We start from the raw sequence: 20090 nt of genomic DNA on the forward strand, positions 1-20090 counted from the left end.
CCGTTGAAACACCCTGAGTGCATCTGGCTCGGGTAGCTAGGCGGTCGGTCTGACGTGGCGCAGCTACGGTAACTTTATCAGGAGTTGCCCTTGCCGCCATTTTTTTCTGGCCCTGCCGTTCCAGCCATATTAGCGCTTGCTGATGGAACGATCTTCAAAGGTTTTTCGATCGGTGCCGCCGGTCATACCACGGGCGAGGTTGTTTTCAACACCTCGATGACCGGGTATCAGGAAATCCTTACCGACCCAAGCTATTGCCGCCAGATGGTCACCCTGACCTATCCGCATATCGGCAATACGGGCGTCAATCCGGAAGACGTCGAGTCTTCCAAGGTCCACGCCGCTGGCCTCATCATCCGCGATCTGCCATTGCTGGCATCCAGTTTCCGTTCCACCCTTTCCCTGTCCGATTACCTGAAAGCTGAAAATATCGTCGCCATCGCCGGCATCGATACACGCAAGCTCACGCGCATCCTGCGTGAAAAAGGTGCGCAGGGCGGCGCCATCCTCGTCGGCACGCAAGGCAACGAACCGTCCGCCGCGCAAGCGCTGGAACTGGCCCGCTCCTTCCCCGGCCTGGCCGGCATGGATCTGGCCAAGGTGGTGTCGAGCAAGACCGCCTATGAATACCGCGAAACGGAATGGACTCTGGGCGAAGGCTATGGCCAGCTGGCCGACGCCGACGCGAAGTACCACGTGGTCGCCTTCGACTACGGCGTCAAGCGCAACATCCTGCGCATGCTGACGGCGCGCGGCTGCAAGGTCACCGTGCTGCCCGCGCAAGCGACGGCCGCCGACGCCCTGGCGCTGAATCCGGACGGCATCTTCCTGTCGAACGGCCCCGGCGACCCGGAACCGTGCGACTACGCGATTGCCGCGACGAAAGAGTTGATCGAGAAGGGCATCCCGACCTTCGGCATCTGCCTCGGTCACCAGATCATGGCGATCGCTTCCGGCGCGAAAACCCTGAAGATGAAGTTCGGCCACCACGGCGCCAACCACCCGGTGCAGGACCTGGAAACGAAACAGGTCCTAATCACCTCGCAAAACCACGGTTTCGCCGTCGACGCGGCAACCTTGCCCGCGAATTGCCGCGTGACCCATGAATCGCTGTTCGACGGCTCCCTGCAGGGCTTTGCCCGCACGGACAAGCCGGCCTTCTGCTTCCAGGGCCACCCTGAAGCGTCGCCGGGCCCGATGGATGTTGCTTACCTGTTTGACCGCTTCATCAACCTGATGGCAGCGGAGGAGAAAAAGAAAAATGCCTAAACGTTTAGATATCAAAAGTATTCTGATTATTGGCGCTGGCCCGATCGTGATCGGCCAGGCCTGCGAATTCGATTATTCCGGCGCGCAAGCGTGCAAGGCCCTGCGCGAAGAGGGCTACAAAGTCATCCTGGTCAACAGCAATCCTGCGACCATCATGACCGACCCGGAAATGGCCGACGTGACCTACATCGAACCGATCACCTGGTCGGTCGTTGAACGCATTATCGCCAAGGAGCGTCCTGACGCCATCCTGCCGACGATGGGCGGCCAGACGGCGCTGAACTGCGCGCTGGACCTGTTCAACAATGGCGTGCTGGCAAAATACAACGTCGAGCTGATCGGCGCGTCGCCGGAAGCCATCGACAAGGCGGAAGACCGTTCCAAGTTCAAGGACGCGATGACCAAGATCGGCCTCGGTTCGGCCCGTTCCGGCGTGGCGCACTCGATGGAGGAATCGTGGGCCGTGCAGCGCACGCTGGGCTTCCCGACCATCATCCGTCCATCGTTCACCATGGGCGGCTCCGGCGGCGGCATCGCCTACAACGAAGAAGAATTCGAAACCATCTGCAAGCGCGGCCTGGAAGCATCGCCGACGAAAGAGCTGCTGATCGAAGAATCCTTGCTGGGCTGGAAAGAGTACGAGATGGAAGTGGTGCGCGACAAGGCGGACAACTGCATCATCATCTGCTCGATCGAAAACCTCGATCCGATGGGCGTGCACACGGGCGACTCGATTACTGTCGCTCCTGCGCAAACCCTGACGGACAAGGAATACCAGATCATGCGCAATGCCTCGCTGGCAGTGCTGCGCGAGATCGGCGTCGACACCGGTGGTTCGAACGTGCAATTTTCGATCAACCCCGTCGATGGCCGCATGATCGTCATCGAGATGAACCCGCGCGTGTCGCGTTCGTCGGCCCTGGCCTCGAAAGCGACGGGTTTCCCGATCGCCAAGATCGCCGCCAAGCTGGCCGTCGGTTTCACCCTGGACGAATTGCGCAATGAAATCACGGGCGGCGCCACGCCGGCCTCGTTCGAGCCGTCGATCGATTACGTCGTCACGAAGATTCCCCGCTTCACGTTCGAAAAATTCCCGACCGCCGACCACCACCTGACGACGCAGATGAAATCCGTCGGCGAAGTGATGGCGATTGGCCGTACCTTCCAGGAATCGTTCCAGAAAGCCTTGCGCGGCCTGGAAGTGGGCGTGGACGGCATGAACGAAAAGACCAAGGACCGCGAAAAGATCGAAGAAGAACTGGGCGAGCCCGGTCCTGAGCGCATCTGGTACGTGGGCGATGCGTTTGCCCAGGGCTTCACCCTGGAAGAAGTGCACCAGCTGACCAAGATCGACCCGTGGTTCCTGATCCAGATCAAGGAAATCGTCGACCTGGAACTGTGGCTGGACACGCAGAAGCTGGAAAATCTGGACAAGAACACCCTGTACAAGTTGAAACAGAAGGGCTTCTCGGACCGCCGCCTGGGCTTTTTGCTGCAGACGACCGACACGGCCGTGCGCCAGCAGCGCCATGCGCTGAACATCCGTCCCGTCTACAAGCGCGTCGACACCTGCGCGGCCGAATTCTCGACCGACACGGCGTACATGTATTCCACGTACGACGAAGAGTGCGAATCGAACCCGACCGACAAGAAAAAGATCATGGTGCTGGGCGGTGGCCCGAACCGTATCGGCCAGGGTATCGAGTTTGACTATTGCTGCGTCCACGCGGCCCTCGCCATGCGCGAAGACGGCTACGAGACCATCATGGTCAATTGCAACCCAGAAACGGTTTCGACCGACTACGATACCTCGGACCGCCTGTACTTCGAGTCCCTGACCCTGGAAGACGTGCTGGAAATCGTCGCCATCGAAAAACCGGTGGGCGTGATCGTGCAGTACGGCGGCCAGACGCCATTGAAACTGGCGCTGGACCTGGAAGCGAACGGCGTACCGATCATCGGCACCTCGCCCGACATGATCGACGCGGCCGAAGACCGCGAGCGTTTCCAGCAGATGTTGCACACCCTGGAACTGCGCCAGCCGCCTAACCGCACCGCGCGCACGGAAGCCGACGCCCTGGCGCTGGCGCAGGAAATCGGCTACCCGCTGGTCGTGCGTCCATCGTACGTGCTGGGCGGGCGCGCCATGGAAATCGTCCACGAGCAGCGCGACCTCGAGCGCTACATGCGCGAAGCCGTCAAGGTATCGCACGATTCGCCGGTGCTGCTGGACCGCTTCCTGAACGACGCCATCGAGTGCGACGTCGATTGCATCTCCGACGGCGAAACGACCTTCATCGGCGGCGTGATGGAACACATCGAACAGGCTGGCGTCCATTCGGGCGACTCGGCTTGCTCCCTGCCGCCGTATTCGCTGGCAGCGGAAACCATCGAAGAACTGAAACGCCAGACGGCGCTGATGGCCAAGGGCTTGAACGTGGTCGGCCTGATGAACGTGCAGTTCGCCATCCAGAAACAGGAAATCGATGGCGAAATGAAAGACGTCGTCTTTGTGCTGGAAGTCAACCCGCGCGCTTCGCGCACCGTGCCTTTCGTCTCGAAAGCCACCGGCCTGCAACTGGCGAAGATCGCCGCGCGCTGCATGGTTGGCCAGTCGCTGGCCTCGCAAGGCATCACGCAGGAAGTCGTGCCGCCATATTTCAGCGTCAAGGAAGCCGTGTTCCCGTTCGTCAAGTTCCCTGGCGTGGACACCATCCTGGGCCCTGAAATGAAATCGACGGGCGAAGTCATGGGCGTGGGACTGACCTTCGGCGAAGCGTTCGTGAAATCGCAACTGGGCGCCGGCGTCAACCTGCCAAAATCGGGCAAGGTCTTCATCAGCGTGAAAGCGTCGGACAAGCCGCGCGCCGTGCAAGTGGCGCGTGACCTGGTCGAGTCCGGCTTCACCGTGGTCGCCACCAAAGGCACCGCCGCCGTGATCGCTGCCGCCGGCATCGCCGTCACGCCAGTGAACAAGGTGATCGAAGGCCGTCCCCACGTGGTCGACATGATCAAGAACCATGAAATCGTGCTGGTGATCAACACCGTGGAAGAAAAGCGCAGCGCCATCGTCGATTCGCGGGCCATCCGCACCTCGGCCCTGGCGTCGCGCGTGACGACCTACACCACCATCGCCGGCGCGGAAGCGGCCGTCGAAGGCATCCGCCATCTGGATGAGTTGCGCGTGTACGATTTGCAAGGCCTGCACAAGACCTTGAACTAAGTGCGTTTGCAGTGGCCGCCGTTAGGCGGTACACTGCATGCTTATCAACCACAGAGTTCCGTGCAGAGCAGCGCGCGGCCTCTGTGGTTTTCACTTGGTAAGACCGTTAACCGTGATGAAACACGGACAACGGCGCCGATAACTAGCAGATAGCAGAGATAACATGACCTCAGTCCCATTGACCAAATACGGCGCAGAACTCTTGAAGGAAGAGCTGCATCATTTGAAGACCAAGGAACGCCGCATCGTCATCGATGCGATCGCCGAAGCGCGTTCGCACGGAGATTTGTCGGAAAACGCCGAGTACGATGCCGCCAAGGAACGCCAGGCGTTCGTGGAAGGCCGCATCGCCGAGCTCGAAGGCAAGCTGGGCGCAGCGCAAATCATCGACCCGACCGCGCTCGACGCGGAAGGTCGCGTGGTGTTCGCCTCGACCGTGAACCTGGAAGACCTGGAATCGGGCCAGAAAGTCACGTACCAGATCGTCGGCCTCGATGAAGCCGACCTGAAAATGAACAAGGTTTCCGTGACGTCCCCGATCGCCCGCGCGCTGATCGGCAAGTACGCCGGCGACGTGGTGGAAGTGCAGGCGCCGTCCGGCCCGCGCGAATACGAAATCCTGGAAGTGCTGTACATCTGATGCTGACGCGCGTGCGCCTCCTCGTTGCCACCCTGTGGGCCGGCAGCCTGTGGACCATCGGTTTCATCGTGGCGCCGACCCTGTTTGGCACCCTGAGCGACCGCGTGCTGGCAGGCAATATCGCCGGCAGCATGTTCCGCGCCGAGGCCTGGCTGTCGATCGTTTGCGCCTTGCTACTGCTGGCCCTGTTGAAATGGGGCGCGGGCGCGCTGGAACCGCAGCGCCGGCGCTTGCTGGCCGCCTTGGTGCTGTCCATGCTGGTGTGCGCGCTGCTCAGCCATTTCGGCATCTCGCCCCTGATGGCCGAGCTCAAGGCGCAAGCGCCGTCGGGTATCATGGACGAGGCCATGCGCAGCCGCTTCGGCATGCTGCATGGCGTGTCGACCGTGATCTTTGCCGTGCAAAGCTTGCTGGCGGGCGTGCTGATCTGGAAACAGCAGTAAGCTTGAATCAGCAGCAAAAAAAAAGCGGAGCAGGGAAGATCCCGTGCTCCGCTTCTTGTTTCAAGCCCGGCCGCCTGGCGGTGGCCGGGTGAACAGGCTTACTTGCTGCCCAGTGCGCTTTTCTTGGCGCTCTTCTGACGTGGCTTGGCACGCTTGATGGAACCGCCTTCGGTAACGCGCTCATTGCCCTTGATCATGACTTTCGTCACGCTGGGGCGCTTGGTGCCGCTGGCGCTGGCCTTGACGATGGTCACTTCGCGCATGCCTTTGCCGGCGCTGACCTTCTCCTTAACCACTTCTTTTTTCGGACGGTAGATTACCAGCAGTTTGCCAATATGTTGTACCGGGGCGGCGCCGAGATTGCCGCAAATCGTATCGTACATTCCGACGCGGGCTTCGCGGTCGTCGCCGAACACGCGGACTTTAATCAGGCCGTGCGAATCCAGGCCAAGGTCGATCTCTTTGAGGACAGCAGGTGTCAAGCCCGCTTCGCCAATGATGACGATAGGCTTCAGCGCGTGTGCTTCGGCGCGCAGTGCGCTGCGCTCTACGGGTGTAAGTTTTAGCATAATAATATTTAGTAATTCCCTTAAAAGCAGTATTCTACGCGAATGGCAAAGAAGAAATTAAACAAAAACTGGTTGCACGACCACATAAATGATCCTTATGTGAAGTTGGCGCAAAAAGAGGGCTACCGCGCCCGGGCAGCATACAAGCTCAAAGAAATCGATGAAGACGAGAAACTGATCAAACCTGGCCAGGTGATTGTCGACCTGGGTTGCACTCCTGGCAGCTGGGCCCAGTACACGCGGCGCAAGCTGGCCGGCAAGGACGGCGGCGGGGTCAATGGTACCCTGATTGGCCTGGACATGCTGGAAATGGAGCCGATCGCCGATTTCCACTTCATTCAGGGCGACTTCCGCGAGTCGCGCGTGCTGCGCCAGCTGGAAGTGGTGTTGCAAGGACGCAAGGTCGACCTGGTCCTGTCGGACATGGCGCCCAACCTGTCGGGCATCGCCACGGCGGATGCCGCGCGCATGGAACATTTGATCGACCTGGCCATCGAATTCTCGCAATTGCACCTGAAGCCGTCCGGCGTGCTGCTGGTGAAATGCTTCAAAGACATGGGTTTCAGCCAGATCGTGGAGAAATTCCGCGCCGAATTCAAGGTCGTGGTGCAGAAGAAGCCCAAGGCCAGCCGCGATAAATCGTCGGAAATCTTCCTGATGGGGCGCGGCATCAAGAATCCGCTGAAAAATGCCGTGGAAGAAGATGATTCCACCCTTGATATTTAAGCGGGAATCCGCACATGGGAACGAGAAGTGCGGTAGCGTCCGATGGTATAAAAGCCTAAATTGTTTATACTGCACTTTTTTTGCGTGAACGCGGTTTTTTCGCGCGCACGGATCGGCGGGCTTTGGCACGGCCCGCTTATTGCGAGTAAAATCGTGTTTCTAGCTATAGGTAAAGAGATGCGCTCTGCATCCAAGGAGTCTTCGTGAATAACATGTTTTCCAAATCTGCCATCTGGGTAGTCGTATTGCTGCTGTTGTTCATGCTGTTCAAGCAATTCGACAGTCATGGCGCCACAGGCGGCAGCAAGGCCATCGCTTATTCCGATTTGCTGGATGAAGTCAAAGCCAAGCGCGTCAAGGATGTCGTGATCGAAGGTTCGTCGATCACCGCCAAGCTGATGGACGACACCAAGGTGCGTACCACCGCCACCAGCCTCGACAAGGGCCTGATCGGCGACCTGCGCGACAATGGCGTGCATTTCGATGTGCGTCCGCCCGAGGAAGCGTCTTTCCTGCAAACTATTTTTGTTTCCTGGTTCCCCATGCTGCTGTTGATCGGCGTGTGGGTCTTCTTCATGCGTCAGATGCAGGGCGGCGGCAAGGGCGGGGCATTCTCGTTCGGCAAGTCGAAGGCGCGCATGATGGATGAAGCCAGCAACACCGTCACCTTCGCCGATGTCGCCGGTTGCGACGAAGCGAAAGAAGAAGTCAACGAAGTGGTCGACTTCCTCAAGGATCCGAGCAAATTCCAGAAACTGGGCGGCCGCATTCCCCGCGGCGTGCTGATGGTCGGTCCGCCGGGCACGGGTAAAACCCTGCTGGCGCGCGCCATCGCCGGCGAAGCCAAGGTGCCGTTCTTCTCGATTTCCGGCTCCGACTTCGTGGAAATGTTCGTCGGCGTGGGCGCCAGCCGTGTGCGCGACATGTTCGAAAACGCGAAAAAGCATTCGCCGTGCATCATCTTCATCGATGAGATCGACGCCGTCGGCCGTCACCGTGGCGCCGGCATGGGCGGCGGCAATGACGAACGCGAACAGACCTTGAACCAGTTGCTGGTCGAGATGGACGGTTTTGAAGCGAACTCCGGCGTGATCGTCGTGGCCGCCACCAACCGCGCCGACGTGCTCGACAAAGCCTTGCTGCGTCCGGGCCGTTTCGACCGCCAGGTCTCCGTCGGCTTGCCCGATATCCGCGGCCGCGAGCAGATCTTGAACGTGCACATGCGCAAAGTGCCTATCGGTACCGACGTGAAAGCCGATATCCTGGCCCGCGGCACCCCCGGTTTCTCGGGCGCGGACCTGGCCAACCTGGTCAACGAGGCAGCCCTGTTCGCCGCCCGCCGCAGCAAGCGCCTGGTGGAAATGGCGGACTTCGAAGATGCGAAAGACAAGATCTACATGGGTCCTGAGCGTAAATCGATGATCATCCGCGAGGAAGAGCGTCGCAATACCGCTTACCATGAGTCCGGTCACGCCGTCGTCGCCAAGCTGCTGCCGAAGGCCGATCCCGTGCATAAAGTGACGATCATGCCGCGCGGCTGGGCCCTGGGCCTGACCTGGCAGTTGCCGGAACACGACAACTTGTCCGCCTATAAGGACAAGATGCTGGAAGAAATTTCCATCCTGTTCGGCGGCCGTATCGCCGAAGAGATTTTCGTGGGACAAATGTCCACCGGCGCGTCGAACGACTTCTCGCGTGCCACCAAGCTGGCCCGTTCCATGGTGACCCGCTTCGGCATGTCCGACAGCATGGGCGTGATGGTCTACGAAGACAGCGAAAACGAAGGTTTCTTCGGTGGCGCCACCAAGACGATCTCGGAAGCGACCCAGCAAAAGGTCGATGCTGAAATCCGCAACATTCTCGACAAGCAATATGCTCTGGCGCGCACCTTGCTGGAAAGCAATCGCGACAAGGTCGAAATGATGACCAAGGCCTTGCTGGAATGGGAAACCATTGATGCAGAGCAAATCAATGACATCATGGCCGGCCTGGAGCCGCGTCCACCGAAAGTCATTCCGCCACGCCGCAATGCGGGCGACAGCGGCACGGGCGGCATCTCGCCGAACGTGACGGCGCCAGCCTGATAACGGCCGCCCTGACCGGCGGCGCGCCATCAAAAGGGTAAGGAGCGATCCTTGCCCTTTTTCGTTGGCGCGCCAGATTTCCCAGACGACTACAAAGATTCACATGCGACACTATTTGCAATTCGGCCGCTTCGGCTTCAACCTGCAGGGCACGCAGGCGCTGGTGATGGGCATCCTGAACATCACGCCCGACTCGTTTTCCGATGCGGGCCAGTACCAGCACCTGGAATTTGCCATCTCGCGCGCCGAGCAGATGATGCAGGATGGCGTCGACATCATCGACATCGGCGGCGAATCGAGCCGCCCCGGCGCGCCGCCGTTGCCGCTGCAAGACGAACTGCAGCGCGTCATGCCGGTGCTGTACGCCTTGCGCGATTGCGGCAAGCCCCTGTCGGTCGATACCTATAAACCCGAAGTGATGCGCGAAGCCATCCTGGCGGGCGCCGACATGATCAACGACATCAACGGTTTCCGCGCGCCGGGCGCCATCGAGGCCGTGCGCGACAGCGATTGCGCGCTGTGCATCATGCACATGCAAAGCGTGCCGCAAACCATGCAGGACCAGCCCCAGTACGAGGACGTGGTGCGCGAAGTCACCGATTTCCTGCGCGAGCGCATCGCGACGCTGACGGCGGCCGGCATCGCCCGCGAACGCCTGTGCGTCGATCCCGGCTTTGGTTTTGGCAAGACGGTGGAGCAGAACTATGCCTTGCTGCGCGCCACGCGCCAGTTGCGCAGCGAGCTGGACCTGCCCGTGCTGGCCGGCCTGTCGCGCAAGTCGATGATAGGCGCCGTGACGGGACGTCCCGTCGAGCAGCGCCTGGCCGGCAGTGTTGCCGGGGCGCTTGCTGCGGTAGCGCAAGGTGCGGAAATTATCCGTGTGCATGATGTTGCTGAAACCGTCGATGCGCTGAAGGTCTGGCGCATGGCGCACTGAGCCTGTAAGATTTATTATAAACAACAAAAAGAGAAATACGATGACGCGTAAATATTTTGGCACCGATGGCATCCGCGGCCTGGTGGGCACGGCTCCGATCACCCCCGATTTCGTCATGCGCCTCGGCTATGCGGCCGGCAAGGTGCTGGCCAAGACGCAAGGCGGCAAGGCGCGCCCGACTGTGCTGATCGGCAAGGACACGCGCATTTCCGGCTACATGCTGGAAGCGGCGCTGGAAGCGGGCCTGTCGGCGGCCGGCGTGGACGTGATGCTGGCCGGCCCCATGCCGACCCCGGCGATCGCCTACCTGACGCGGGCGCTGCGCCTGTCGGCCGGCGTGGTCATTTCCGCTTCGCACAATCCCTATCATGACAATGGCATCAAGTTCTTTTCCGGCCAGGGCACCAAGCTGCCCGACAGCGTGGAACTGGAAATCGAAGCGGCGCTTGACGAGCCCATGGCTTGCGTGCCGTCGGACAAGCTGGGCCGCGCCAAGCGCCTGGACGATGCCCAGGGCCGCTACATCGAATTTTGCAAGGGCACCTTCCCCAACGAGCTGGACTTGCGTGGCCTGAAGATCGTCGTCGATTGCGCGCACGGCGCCGCCTACCATATTGCGCCCCACGTGTTCCATGAGCTGGGTGCGGAAGTGATCGCCATCGGCAACAAGCCCGACGGTTTCAACATCAATGCGGGCTTCGGCGCCACGGCGACCAAGGCCATGGCCGAGGCCGTCGTCGAGCATGGCGCCGATCTCGGCATCGCCCTCGACGGCGACGCCGACCGCCTGATCATGTGCGACGCCACGGGCCGCCTGTATAACGGCGACGAGTTGTTGTACGTCATGGTCAAGGACCGCCTGGCGACGGGCCCCGTGGCCGGCGCCGTGGGCACCCTGATGACGAATATGGCGCTGGAAGTGCTGTTCAAGCAGCGGGGCATCGGCTTTGCGCGCGCCAAGGTGGGCGACCGCTACGTGCTGGAAGTCATGCAGGAAAAGGGCTGGATACTGGGCGGCGAGGGCTCCGGCCATTTGCTGTGCCTGGACAAGCACACGACGGGCGACGGTATCGTCTCCGCGCTGCAAGTATTGTCCGCGCTCAAGCGCAGCGGCCAGAGCCTGCAGCAATGCCTGGCCGAGCTGGTGCTGTTCCCGCAAACCCTGATCAACCTGCGCGTGGCGCCCGGTTTCGACTGGCGGAAAAATGCCGCCATGGTGGCCGAGAAGGAACTGGTCGAGGCCGAGCTGGGCGACACGGGCCGCGTGCTGATCCGCGCTTCGGGCACGGAACCGCTGATCCGCGTGATGGTGGAAGCGAAGGATAAGAATCAGGCCGAATCGATGGCGCGCCGCATCGCCGATAAAGTCGGCAGCTGAAAACGCCCAGGGCGGCGTTGCACTGCCTTGCCGTACTAGCGTACTGTCTTCGGCGGCGCGCCTTGCCCTGAACGTTTTCAACAAGCCTCTTCAAGCAAGCGCCGATAGTTATTTCCATCTAATTCGTCTATGGCAATTGACGAAATTGGGTGGGGGCGTTATTATCTTGTCTTCGGAGTGTGGCGCAGCCCGGTAGCGCACCTGGTTTGGGACCAGGGGGTCCAAGGTTCGAATCCTTGTACTCCGACCAAAGTCATCAGCGGGCTGTCAGAAATGACAGCCCGTTTTCTATTCCGCGCAGGTATTTCATTGCTGGCGCGCATGGATTAAAATATTGCACCTTTCCGCCCATCGTTCAACGGATAGGACAACGGTCTTCTAAACCGTGAATGGGGGTTCGATTCCCTCTGGGCGGACCAGCTCATGCTGGCCATGCAGGCGACATCCTGTCGCATGCCGTCACTGTCCATCTCCCATCGCTCGCCTGCCTGTCGTGTCACGGCTGCGCAAACAGCACCACGCTCAGCAAATACAACAGCGGCGCCGCGCACAGCAGCGCGGACAATATCGATACCATTTTCTTGCTGGCCAGCCGGGCCAGGCGCAGCCGTTCCCGCACGGGCAGGTGGCGCCGGATCACGCTGCGCGCGCGTGGCTGAAACGGTGGTTCATGCATGAGATTTCCCTCGTCAATCGGCAGTGGATGCCGTCGAGCATAGCGAGGGAAGTCTAAAGATGGTGTAAAAAGCGGGCCTGGCGCCGTAAGCGCGGCGTAAAGATGCGGCTGGCGTGAAAGGCGGCAGCGGGTGCTGGTACGCCGCTGCCGCAAACGAGGCTTACTTTCCCTGGCGGCGGCGTGCCAGGAAGCCCAGCAGGCCCAGGCCCGCGAGCAGCATGGCATAGGTTTCAGGTTCCGGCACGGCGGAAATGAAGGCCCTGTAATTGCTCAGGTCCTTGGGCAGGCCCGCCACCGTGAAGGTGGTGCCGGCAGCCACGGGAGCGGCCCAGTGGAACACCAGTTCGCCCTGGCCGAAGTGGATGGCCAGGTAGTCATAGGCGGCCGCGCTCGTATAGGAATTGACGCCGCCGCTCAAGCCTGCCGTGGTGCCGGCGGTACAGCCCGAGGTGGCGTTGTCGCAATACGAGACGGCGGCGCCCAGGCTGGTGCCGAACACGCCATTGATGTAACCCTGGATGTCGGATGGGCTCTGCGGCACGAGATTGTCGTCATAATATTTCACCTGCAGTGCCGGCGATGGTGAGTAAGTGACGGTGCTGCCGGCGATGCTGAAACCGCTGGCCGGCCCAACATCCACCCAGGTGGCCGCCTGCGCCGCACCTGCCAGCACGGTCACTGCGGCCAGCATGGATGCCTTGATGGCAATGCTCTTTACGCTTTTCATGAAAATCCCCTTTGTAGAAGACAGTCGCTTCACAATACTGGGACGCGTCCCTGCATGGCGGGGACGTCATCCCATTGCCCTTTTTTTAACTATTTCCTGCGCGTAGTGAGTACGCAAATGCAAGCTTACTCTTGATTCAGACTAATACAATTTTAATAATTCTATTGGTTTTCTTGATAATATCGCATACGGCTATGCATGGCTGTGCTAGCGCTGGCCGACATGACGCTTCGACATGGCGTGACAAGACGCGCCAGCGGCGTCTCGGCTCGGGAAGGGGAGGGTGCTTCAGTCGCTGTTGTTACTGGCGCCAAACAGGCGATCCTTGGCATTGAGCAGCTTTTGTACCTTGGCGCCCATTTTCATCAGTTGCGCCATCGACTCGGGCGACAGGCGCTGCAAGTCGTCGAACCAGGTGTTGGCCAGGTCGACCAATTCATACATTTCACGCATGCGTTCCTGCGCATACTGGTCCACCGGTTCCGTGGCCGGCGCCAGCAGCGATTCGCGCAGCACCGTCAGGGTGGGTGCCACTTCGCGGCGGCGGCGCTCGGCGGCCACCACGCGGAAGATTTGCCACACGTCGCCCAGCGAGGAAAAATACTCGCGCCGGTCGCCGGGGATGCGCGACTGGCGGATCAAGCCCCAGCCCTGCAACTCTTTCAAGCCGATGCTCACGTTCGAGCGCGAAAAACTCAGGTGCTCCGCGATTTCGTCCGCGTGCAAAGGGTGCTCCGCGACAAACAACAAGGCGTACACTTGCCCCACCGTCCGGTTGAAGCCCCAGCGGCTGCCCATCTCGCCGAAATGGCTGACGAAGGTCAGGATCAGCGGGGTCATTTGGATATGTTGAGTTTTCATAATTATCTGAATTTTTTCACGCCACACCGGCAGGGTCAATTGATATATGTCATGTTTCGCAGTATTATACAAAAAATCGAATTTACAGAAAATTCTGAAAACTCAAGAAGTATAGAAGATGCCGACCACGCCCCTGTCCTTGCCCCGCTTTATTCTTCCCCGTGTCGCCAGCCTGGCGCAAGGCGCCGCCGCCTTGCTGTGGCTGCCGCAAGCGGCCTTGCTGGCCTGGGCCGTGCAAGCCATGCTCGATGGCGCTGCCTGGCGGGCGGCGCTGGCGCCGGCCGCCGGCGTGCTGTTGCTGGGCGTGCTGCGCGCCGGCTGCGAAGCGTGGGGCGCGCGGCGCATGTACGGGGCGGCGCGCGCGCACCTGTCCGCCTTGCGCGCCCAGGTGGCGCAAGCGCTGGCGCACCGTTCGCCGCTGGACCGCCAGCGCGCCCAGTCGGGCCAGGCGGCCAGCGTGATCGCCGAGCAGGCCGAAGCCATCGTGCCGTATCTGGTGCGCTACAAGCCGGCGCGCTGGAAAGTCATGCTCGTGCCGCTCGTGATCCTCGCCGTGGTGACGCCCTTGTCGTGGATCGCCGCGCTGATCCTGCTCATCGCCGCACCGTTGATTCCCGTCTTCATGGCCCTCGTGGGCATGGGCGCGCAGGCGGCCAGCCGCGCGCAGATGGTGGAAATGGGCGGCATGAACGCCTTTTTATTGGACCGCCTGCGCGGCCTGGCCACCCTGCGCGCGCTGGGCGCCGTCGACGCCACGGCGGCACGGCTGGACGCCTCGTCGCAATCCGTGCGCCGGCGCACGATGGTGGTGCTGCGCATCGCCTTCCTGTCGTCCGCCGTGCTGGAACTGTTTTCCGCGCTCGGTGTCGCCATGGTGGCCGCGTTCATCGGTTTCTCCTTGCTGGGCAGCATCCATTTCGGCACCTGGGGCCGCGAACTGACGCTCGGGCAGGGCTTGTTCATCCTGCTGCTGGCGCCCGCATTCTTCGAACCCTTGCGCGAACTGGCCGCCGTCTGGCATGACAAGGCGGCCGGCGAAGCGGGCTTGGCCGGCCTGCACGACCTGGCGGCCGATGGCGTGCCCCTGCCAGGCGCCGGCGTGGCAGCGGCCGCCGTCTCCGCCGCCGCCATGGCGGTGGCGCCGCCGCCCGCCGTGGAACTGCGGCAATTGCGCTTTGCCCATCCCGGCGAGGCGCCCGTGTTCGACCGTTTCGACCTGACCGTGTGCGCCGGCGAACACGTGGCCCTGCTGGGCGCCAGCGGCGCCGGCAAGACCACCTTGCTGTCCTTGCTGGCCGGCCTGCTGCCCGCCAGCGGCGGCGAGATCCGCATCGGCGGCGTGCGCCTGACCGACGGCACCGTGAATACCTTGCGCCAGCGCATGGCGTGGATGGGCCAGCGTCCGCACGTGTTTGCCGCTTCCGTGAGCCAGAACGTGACCCTGGGCCGCGCAGGCGCGCATGCCGCGCAAGTGACGCAGGCGCTGCACCTAGCCGACCTGGCCACGGTGGCGCAGGCGCAGCCGGCCGTCATGCTCAGCGATGGAGGGCAGGGCTTGTCCGGCGGCGAAGCCGTGCGCCTGGCCCTGGCCCGCGTGGCCCTGCATCCGCATGCGGACTTGCTGCTGGTCGATGAACCGACGGCCCACCTGGACAGCGAAACGGCGGCGCGCGTGACGGACGCCTTGCTGGAGCTGGCGCAAGGCAAGACGATGCTCGTCGCCACGCACGACCCCGTGCTGGCCGGGCGCCTGCAGCGCACGGTGCAGGTCGATGCGCAGGCGCAAGTGCGGAAGGAAGAGGCGCGCGCATGAAAAATTCACTCATAGCGAACCCCGTGCTGCGCCAATTGCTGCTGGCCCGGCCCGGCAAGCTGATCTGCGGCGCCATGCTGGCGGCCCTGACGACGGTGGCCGGCATGGCCTTGCTGGGCTTGTCCGGCTGGTTCATCACGGCCACGTCGATCGCCGGCCTGCACGCCTCGACGGCCATCCTGTTCGACGTGTTCGGCCCGTCGGCCGGCATCCGCCTGCTGGCCATCGGCCGCACGGGATCGCGCTATGCGGAGCGGCTCGTCACGCACGACGCCACGTTCGCCGCGCTGGCCGGCATTCGCGTGCAACTGTTTCGCGGCTGGTCGCGTCCGCAAGCGGCCAGCCGCTTGCTGCGCCAGCCCGCCAAGCTGCTGTTCCGCCTGACGGCCGATATCGATGCGCTCGAATCGCTGTACCTGCGCCTGCTGGTGCCCGCCTTCACGGCCCTGTGCGCGGCCTTGCTGGCGGGCGTGGCGCTGGGCGTGATGCAGTGGCAGCTGGGCCTGGGCCTGGCCGCATGGCTGCTGGCCGCCGGCGGCGGCATCGGCTGGATCGTGGCGCAGCGTGCCCGCCGTCCCGCCATCGTGCGCTCGCGCGCCATCGAAAGGCTGCGCTCCGGCGCCATCGACCTGGTGGCGGGCCAGACGGACCTGGTGATGGCGGGACGCATCGACGCCCAATGCGCCGCGCTGGGGCAGATCGACGGCGCGCTGGCGCAATCCGATGTCGCCCTGCAGCGCCTGGAGACGGCGGCCGGCGCCGCGTATGGCGTGGCGGGCAGCACGCTGCTTTCCGGCGTGCTGCTGGCCGTGGCCGCGCTGGTGCAGCAGCAAATGCTGAGCGTGCCGGCTGCGGCGCTGGCCCTGCTGATCGCCCTGACGGCCGTGGAACCGTTCGCGGGCCTGCGCCGCGGCGCGCTGGAGGCGGGCCGCATGCTGCTGGCCATGCGCCGCCTGGCGCCGCGCCTGGGTGCTGAGGTGCCCCAGCCGCCCGTCGACGCCGCGCCGGGCTTGCGCCTGGAACAGGTCAGCGCCGCGCATGCGGGCAGCCATATCGCCATCTTGCATGAGGTAACGCTGCATATCGGCGAGGGCGAGCGCGTGGCCGTGATCGGCCCCAGCGGCGCGGGCAAGTCCACCTTGCTGGCCATCGCCGCGCGCGAGCTGGCGCCGCTGTCGGGCAAGGTGAGCGCGCCGCGCGCCTGCCTGTTCACGCAGAAGACGGAATTGTTCCAGGACAGCTTGCGCGACAACCTGCGCCTGGCCGACCCGTCCGCCAGCGATGCGCAGCTGTGGGCGGCGCTGCAGGCGGCCGGCCTGGACGAGGAAGTGCGCGCCTTCGCGGGCGGACTCGACACGCAGCTGGGCGAGGGCGGCCTGGGCTTGTCGGGCGGCCAGGCGCGGCGCTTGGCGCTGGCGCGGCTGTTCCTGCACGAATCGACCTTGTGGCTGCTGGACGAAGCCACCGAGGCGCTCAATACGCAGGTGGCGATCGACGTCCTGCGGCGCCTGGGGGCGCGCAGCGAAGGGCGCAGCTTGCTGATCGCAACCCACTTGCGGCGCGAGGCGGCGCTGGCGGACCGGCTCGTCAGTCTGCGCGATGGCCGTATCGTGGGCGACGCGCGCCGCGGCACGCCCGCCTTCGAGGCGGCGCTGGCCGGCTTGCGTGGAGATTAACTAACCAGAACGGAGACAGGCGGTGCCGCACGCCAGCCAGAAGCTGGCGGAAGCAATCGAGCGGCATCAGATAGATACCAAGTTTACAATTACAGTAGGGAAACACCAAGGAAATCATATGGACTTCGATATTGTCGCTTTATCCAGACTGCAGTTCGCGCTGACAGCCCTGTACCACTTTATATTCGTTCCGCTGACGCTCGGCCTGTCAGTGCTCCTCGCCATCATGGAGACGGTTTACGTGATGACGAACCGCCCCATCTGGCGCGACATGACCAAGTTCTGGGGTGTCTTGTTTGGCATCAACTTTGCCATGGGCGTGGCGACGGGCATCGTCATGGAATTCCAGTTTGGCATGAACTGGAGCTATTACAGCCATTATGTGGGCGACATTTTCGGCGCGCCGCTGGCCATCGAAGGCTTGATGGCCTTCTTCCTGGAAGCGACCTTCGTCGGCCTGTTCTTCTTCGGCTGGGACAAGCTGTCGAAGCGGGGCCACCTGGTCACGACCTGGCTGGTGGCCATCGGCTCGAACTTCTCGGCCCTGTGGATCCTGATCGCCAACGGCTGGATGCAAAATCCCGTCGGCGCGGCCTTCAATCCGCAGACCATGCGCATGGAAGTGACGGACTTCGGCGCCGTGCTGACGAATCCGGTGGCACAGGCAAAATTCGTGCACACGGTGTCGGCCGGCTATACGGCGGCGGCGATCTTCGTGCTGGGGATTTCCGCCTGGTATCTGCTGAAGGGGCGCCACGTGCAGCTGGCCAAGCGCTCGATGACGGTGGCCGCCTCGTTCGGCCTGGCCGCCTCGCTGTCGGTGGTGGTGCTGGGCGATGAAAGCGGCTACCTGTCGTCCGAACATCAAAAGATGAAGCTGGCCGCCATCGAAGCCATGTGGACCACGGAGCCGGCCCCGGCCGCCTTCACGGCCTTCGGCTTCCCGGACGCGAAAGCGCGCGAGACGCATTACGCGGTGCACATCCCGATGGTGATGGGCTTGATCGGCACGCGCTCGCTGACGACGGAAATTCCCGGCATCGAGCAATTGGTCGACCGTGGCGAGCTGCTGATCAAGGATGGCATCAAGGCGTATGACGCGCTGCAAACCATCCGCGGCGTGGCGCCAGGCAGCCCCGTGCCGCAGGACGCGAAGGACGTGTTCGAGTCGAAAGGCCAGTCCATGGGCTACGCCTTGCTGCTGAAACGCTACGTCGACGATCCGCGCCTGGCCACCCCCGAGCAGATCCGCAAGGCGGCGCTCGATACCGTGCCGCCCGTGGCGCCGCTGTTCTGGTCCTTCCGCGTGATGGTGGGCCTGGGCATGTTCTTTATCTTGCTCACCGGCACCTTCTTCGTGCTGTCGACGCGCCGCACGCTGGACAAGCACCGCTGGCTGCTGAAACTGGCCGTGTTCGCCATCCCGCTGCCGTGGGTGGCCATTGAGGCGGGCTGGATCGTGGCCGAAGTGGGCCGCCAGCCGTGGGTCATCGAAGGCGTGCTGCCAACGGCCGTGGCCGTCTCCAACCTGGGCGCGACGACCTTGCTCATCACCATCGCCGGCTTTGCCGCCATCTACACCGTGCTGTTGATCATTGAAATGAAGCTCATGCTCAAGGCCATCCGCAAGGGGCCGCAAGAGACGGCGCCGGCCCCCATGCCAGCTCCCGCAGCCATTCATACTCAACGCGCCTGAGGAGGGCCAGACCATGATTTTGCATGAAATGATTTCTTACGAAACACTGCGCCTGATCTGGTGGCTGCTGATCGGCATTTTGCTGGTGGGCTTTGCCATCACGGACGGCTTCGACCTGGGCACGGGCATTTTGCTGCCCTTCGTCGGCAAGACGGACCTCGAGCGCCGTGTCGTCATCAACAGCATCGGTCCCGTGTGGGAAGGCAACCAGGTGTGGCTGATCCTCGGCGGCGGCGCCATCTTCGCCGCCTGGCCGCAGTTGTACGCTGTTTCGTTCTCGGGTTTTTACCTGGCCATGTTCGTCATCCTCGTGGCGCTGATCGTGCGTCCCGTGGCCTTCAAGTTCCGCAGCAAGCGCGAAGACCCGCGCTGGCGCGCGCGCTGGGACGCGGCCCTGTTCGTGGGCGGCTTCGTGCCGGCCCTGATCTGCGGTGTGGCGATCGGCAACGTGCTGCAAGGCGTGCCATTCCGTTTCTCGCCGGACATGCACATCTTCTATGACGGCAGCTTCTTTGCGCTGCTCAACCCGTTCGCCTTGCTGTGCGGCCTCGTCTCGGTGGCCATGCTGGTGATGCACGGCGCCACCTGGCTGCAGCTGAAGACGGACGGCGCCGTGGCGGAACGTGCGCGCCGCTACGGCAGCGTGGCGGCGATCGCCACCGTCGTGCTGTACGCGGCCGCCGGCGTGGCCCTGTGGCTGTGGGTCGATGGCTACCGCGTCACCAGCGCCGCCGTCGTCGACGGTCCGTCGAACCCCATGTTGAAAACGGCGCAAGTGCACGTGGGCGCCTGGTTCCTCAACTTTGCCGCCCATCCGTGGACCTGGATCGCTCCAGCGCTGGGCTTGCTGGGTCCCTTGCTGGCGTTCGCCTTCCTGCGCGCGCGCCGCGAAGTGCCCGCCTTGCTGGCCAGCGCGGCTGGCATCGCCGGCATCATCCTCGGCGTGGGCGCGGCCATGTTCCCGTTCATCCTGCCATCGTCGCTCGACCCGCGCGCCAGCCTGACGGTGTGGGATTCCTCGTCCAGCCACATGACCCTGTTCATCATGCTGGTCGTCACGGCCGTCTTCATTCCCCTCATCGTGGCCTACACGACCTGGGTATATAAAGTACTGTGGGGCAAGGTTGACGCAAAAGCCATCAAGGACGACAGCGGTCACGCCTACTAAGAATCAATGAAAGGATATAACTATGTGGTATTTCGCCTGGATACTCGGTCTTCCGCTGGCGGCGACGTTCGCCGTGCTCAACGCGATGTGGTATGAAGTCGCCGATGGCGACACGACGCCCGAGCAGTACCGCGACTAGTGCTGCTGGCCGCGTGACGGCCTGACTGGCCCCGCCCCGTGCGCATACACTGGGCGGGGCTTTTG

The 20090-nt window shown here is 62.7% G+C and carries 17 protein-coding genes and 2 tRNA genes; 15 read left to right on the top strand and 4 right to left on the bottom strand.

The genetic code is table 11. The annotated features are described in order from the left end of the window. The first annotated feature begins 90 nt into the window (after positions 1-90). The 4 genes from carA to J0O65_RS15520 all read left to right on the top strand — a co-directional run bounded on the left by carA (position 91) and on the right by J0O65_RS15520 (position 5575). On the top strand, positions 91-1269 hold the full coding sequence (carA, locus tag J0O65_RS15505) for a glutamine-hydrolyzing carbamoyl-phosphate synthase small subunit (RefSeq protein ID WP_215408033.1): 1179 nt from the start codon (positions 91-93) through the stop codon (positions 1267-1269). Beyond that, a complete protein-coding gene (gene carB / locus J0O65_RS15510; RefSeq protein ID WP_215408035.1) occupies positions 1262-4492 on the top strand; it encodes a carbamoyl-phosphate synthase large subunit in 3231 nt (1076 codons plus the stop codon). The genes carA and carB overlap by 8 nt, the downstream gene beginning before the upstream one ends. 163 nt (positions 4493-4655) lie before the next feature. Beyond that, positions 4656-5132: a transcription elongation factor GreA gene (gene greA, locus J0O65_RS15515; RefSeq protein WP_034757428.1), complete on the top strand. Its 477-nt coding sequence runs from the start codon at positions 4656-4658 to the stop codon at positions 5130-5132. Then, entirely contained in the window at positions 5132-5575 is a 444-nt protein-coding gene (locus J0O65_RS15520) for a DUF4149 domain-containing protein (RefSeq protein WP_215408037.1), read from the top strand. Before greA ends, J0O65_RS15520 begins: the two co-directional genes overlap by 1 nt. 98 nt (positions 5576-5673) lie before the next feature. On the opposite strand, the gene J0O65_RS15525 is transcribed toward J0O65_RS15520, so the two are convergent. After that, positions 5674-6144, bottom strand: coding sequence for a YhbY family RNA-binding protein (locus tag J0O65_RS15525; protein WP_010397237.1), 471 nt, complete (start codon positions 6142-6144; stop codon positions 5674-5676). Between the two features lie 42 nt (positions 6145-6186). On the opposite strand from J0O65_RS15525, the gene J0O65_RS15530 reads away from it, so the two are divergent. The 6 genes from J0O65_RS15530 (at position 6187) to J0O65_RS15555 (ending at position 11688) form a co-directional block, all read left to right on the top strand. Beyond that, positions 6187-6870, top strand: a complete 684-nt coding sequence (locus J0O65_RS15530; RefSeq protein ID WP_215408039.1) for an RlmE family RNA methyltransferase — start codon at positions 6187-6189, stop codon at positions 6868-6870. Between the two features lie 203 nt (positions 6871-7073). Next, a complete protein-coding gene (gene ftsH / locus J0O65_RS15535) occupies positions 7074-8954 on the top strand; it encodes an ATP-dependent zinc metalloprotease FtsH (RefSeq protein WP_077402824.1) in 1881 nt (626 codons plus the stop codon). Positions 8955-9057: 103 nt separating this feature from the next. Continuing rightward, the gene (gene folP / locus J0O65_RS15540) at positions 9058-9891 is read left to right on the top strand and encodes a dihydropteroate synthase (RefSeq protein WP_215408041.1); all 834 of its coding nucleotides are present in this window, start codon (positions 9058-9060) and stop codon (positions 9889-9891) included. A 40-nt stretch (positions 9892-9931) separates the two neighbouring features. Beyond that, positions 9932-11269, top strand: a complete 1338-nt coding sequence (gene glmM, locus J0O65_RS15545) for a phosphoglucosamine mutase (protein WP_215408043.1) — start codon at positions 9932-9934, stop codon at positions 11267-11269. A 173-nt stretch (positions 11270-11442) separates the two neighbouring features. After that, positions 11443-11519: transfer RNA gene (locus J0O65_RS15550), tRNA-Pro, on the top strand. Between the two features lie 94 nt (positions 11520-11613). Next, a tRNA-Arg gene (locus J0O65_RS15555) sits at positions 11614-11688 on the top strand. Between the two features lie 77 nt (positions 11689-11765). Here J0O65_RS15555 and J0O65_RS15560 read toward each other — a convergent pair. The 3 genes from J0O65_RS15560 to J0O65_RS15570 all read right to left on the bottom strand — a co-directional run bounded on the left by J0O65_RS15560 (position 11766) and on the right by J0O65_RS15570 (position 13512). After that, positions 11766-11945, bottom strand: coding sequence for a hypothetical protein (locus J0O65_RS15560; RefSeq protein WP_215408045.1), 180 nt, complete (start codon positions 11943-11945; stop codon positions 11766-11768). 160 nt (positions 11946-12105) lie between these two features. Further along, positions 12106-12672: a PEP-CTERM sorting domain-containing protein gene (locus J0O65_RS27920; RefSeq protein WP_251373773.1), complete on the bottom strand. Its 567-nt coding sequence runs from the start codon at positions 12670-12672 to the stop codon at positions 12106-12108. Between the two features lie 288 nt (positions 12673-12960). After that, complete coding sequence (locus J0O65_RS15570; protein ID WP_215408047.1) at positions 12961-13512, bottom strand: GbsR/MarR family transcriptional regulator; 552 nt, start codon at positions 13510-13512, stop codon at positions 12961-12963. Between the two features lie 139 nt (positions 13513-13651). Between J0O65_RS15570 and cydD the strand changes: the two genes are divergently transcribed. The 5 genes from cydD to cydX all read left to right on the top strand — a co-directional run bounded on the left by cydD (position 13652) and on the right by cydX (position 20025). Then, positions 13652-15346: a thiol reductant ABC exporter subunit CydD gene (gene cydD, locus J0O65_RS15575; RefSeq protein ID WP_215408049.1), complete on the top strand. Its 1695-nt coding sequence runs from the start codon at positions 13652-13654 to the stop codon at positions 15344-15346. Further along, the gene (locus J0O65_RS15580; protein ID WP_215408051.1) at positions 15343-17022 is read left to right on the top strand and encodes an amino acid ABC transporter ATP-binding/permease protein; all 1680 of its coding nucleotides are present in this window, start codon (positions 15343-15345) and stop codon (positions 17020-17022) included. Before cydD ends, J0O65_RS15580 begins: the two co-directional genes overlap by 4 nt. 118 nt (positions 17023-17140) lie before the next feature. Beyond that, entirely contained in the window at positions 17141-18718 is a 1578-nt protein-coding gene (locus J0O65_RS15585) for a cytochrome ubiquinol oxidase subunit I (RefSeq protein WP_215408052.1), read from the top strand. A 13-nt stretch (positions 18719-18731) separates the two neighbouring features. Next, a complete protein-coding gene (cydB, locus tag J0O65_RS15590) occupies positions 18732-19886 on the top strand; it encodes a cytochrome d ubiquinol oxidase subunit II (protein ID WP_215408053.1) in 1155 nt (384 codons plus the stop codon). Positions 19887-19908: 22 nt separating this feature from the next. Then, positions 19909-20025: a cytochrome bd-I oxidase subunit CydX gene (gene cydX, locus J0O65_RS15595; protein WP_215408054.1), complete on the top strand. Its 117-nt coding sequence runs from the start codon at positions 19909-19911 to the stop codon at positions 20023-20025. Positions 20026-20090 lie beyond the last annotated feature (65 nt).

The sequence above is a fragment of the Janthinobacterium sp. JC611 genome, assembly GCF_018682595.1.
GTDB lineage: Bacteria > Pseudomonadota > Gammaproteobacteria > Burkholderiales > Burkholderiaceae_D > Janthinobacterium.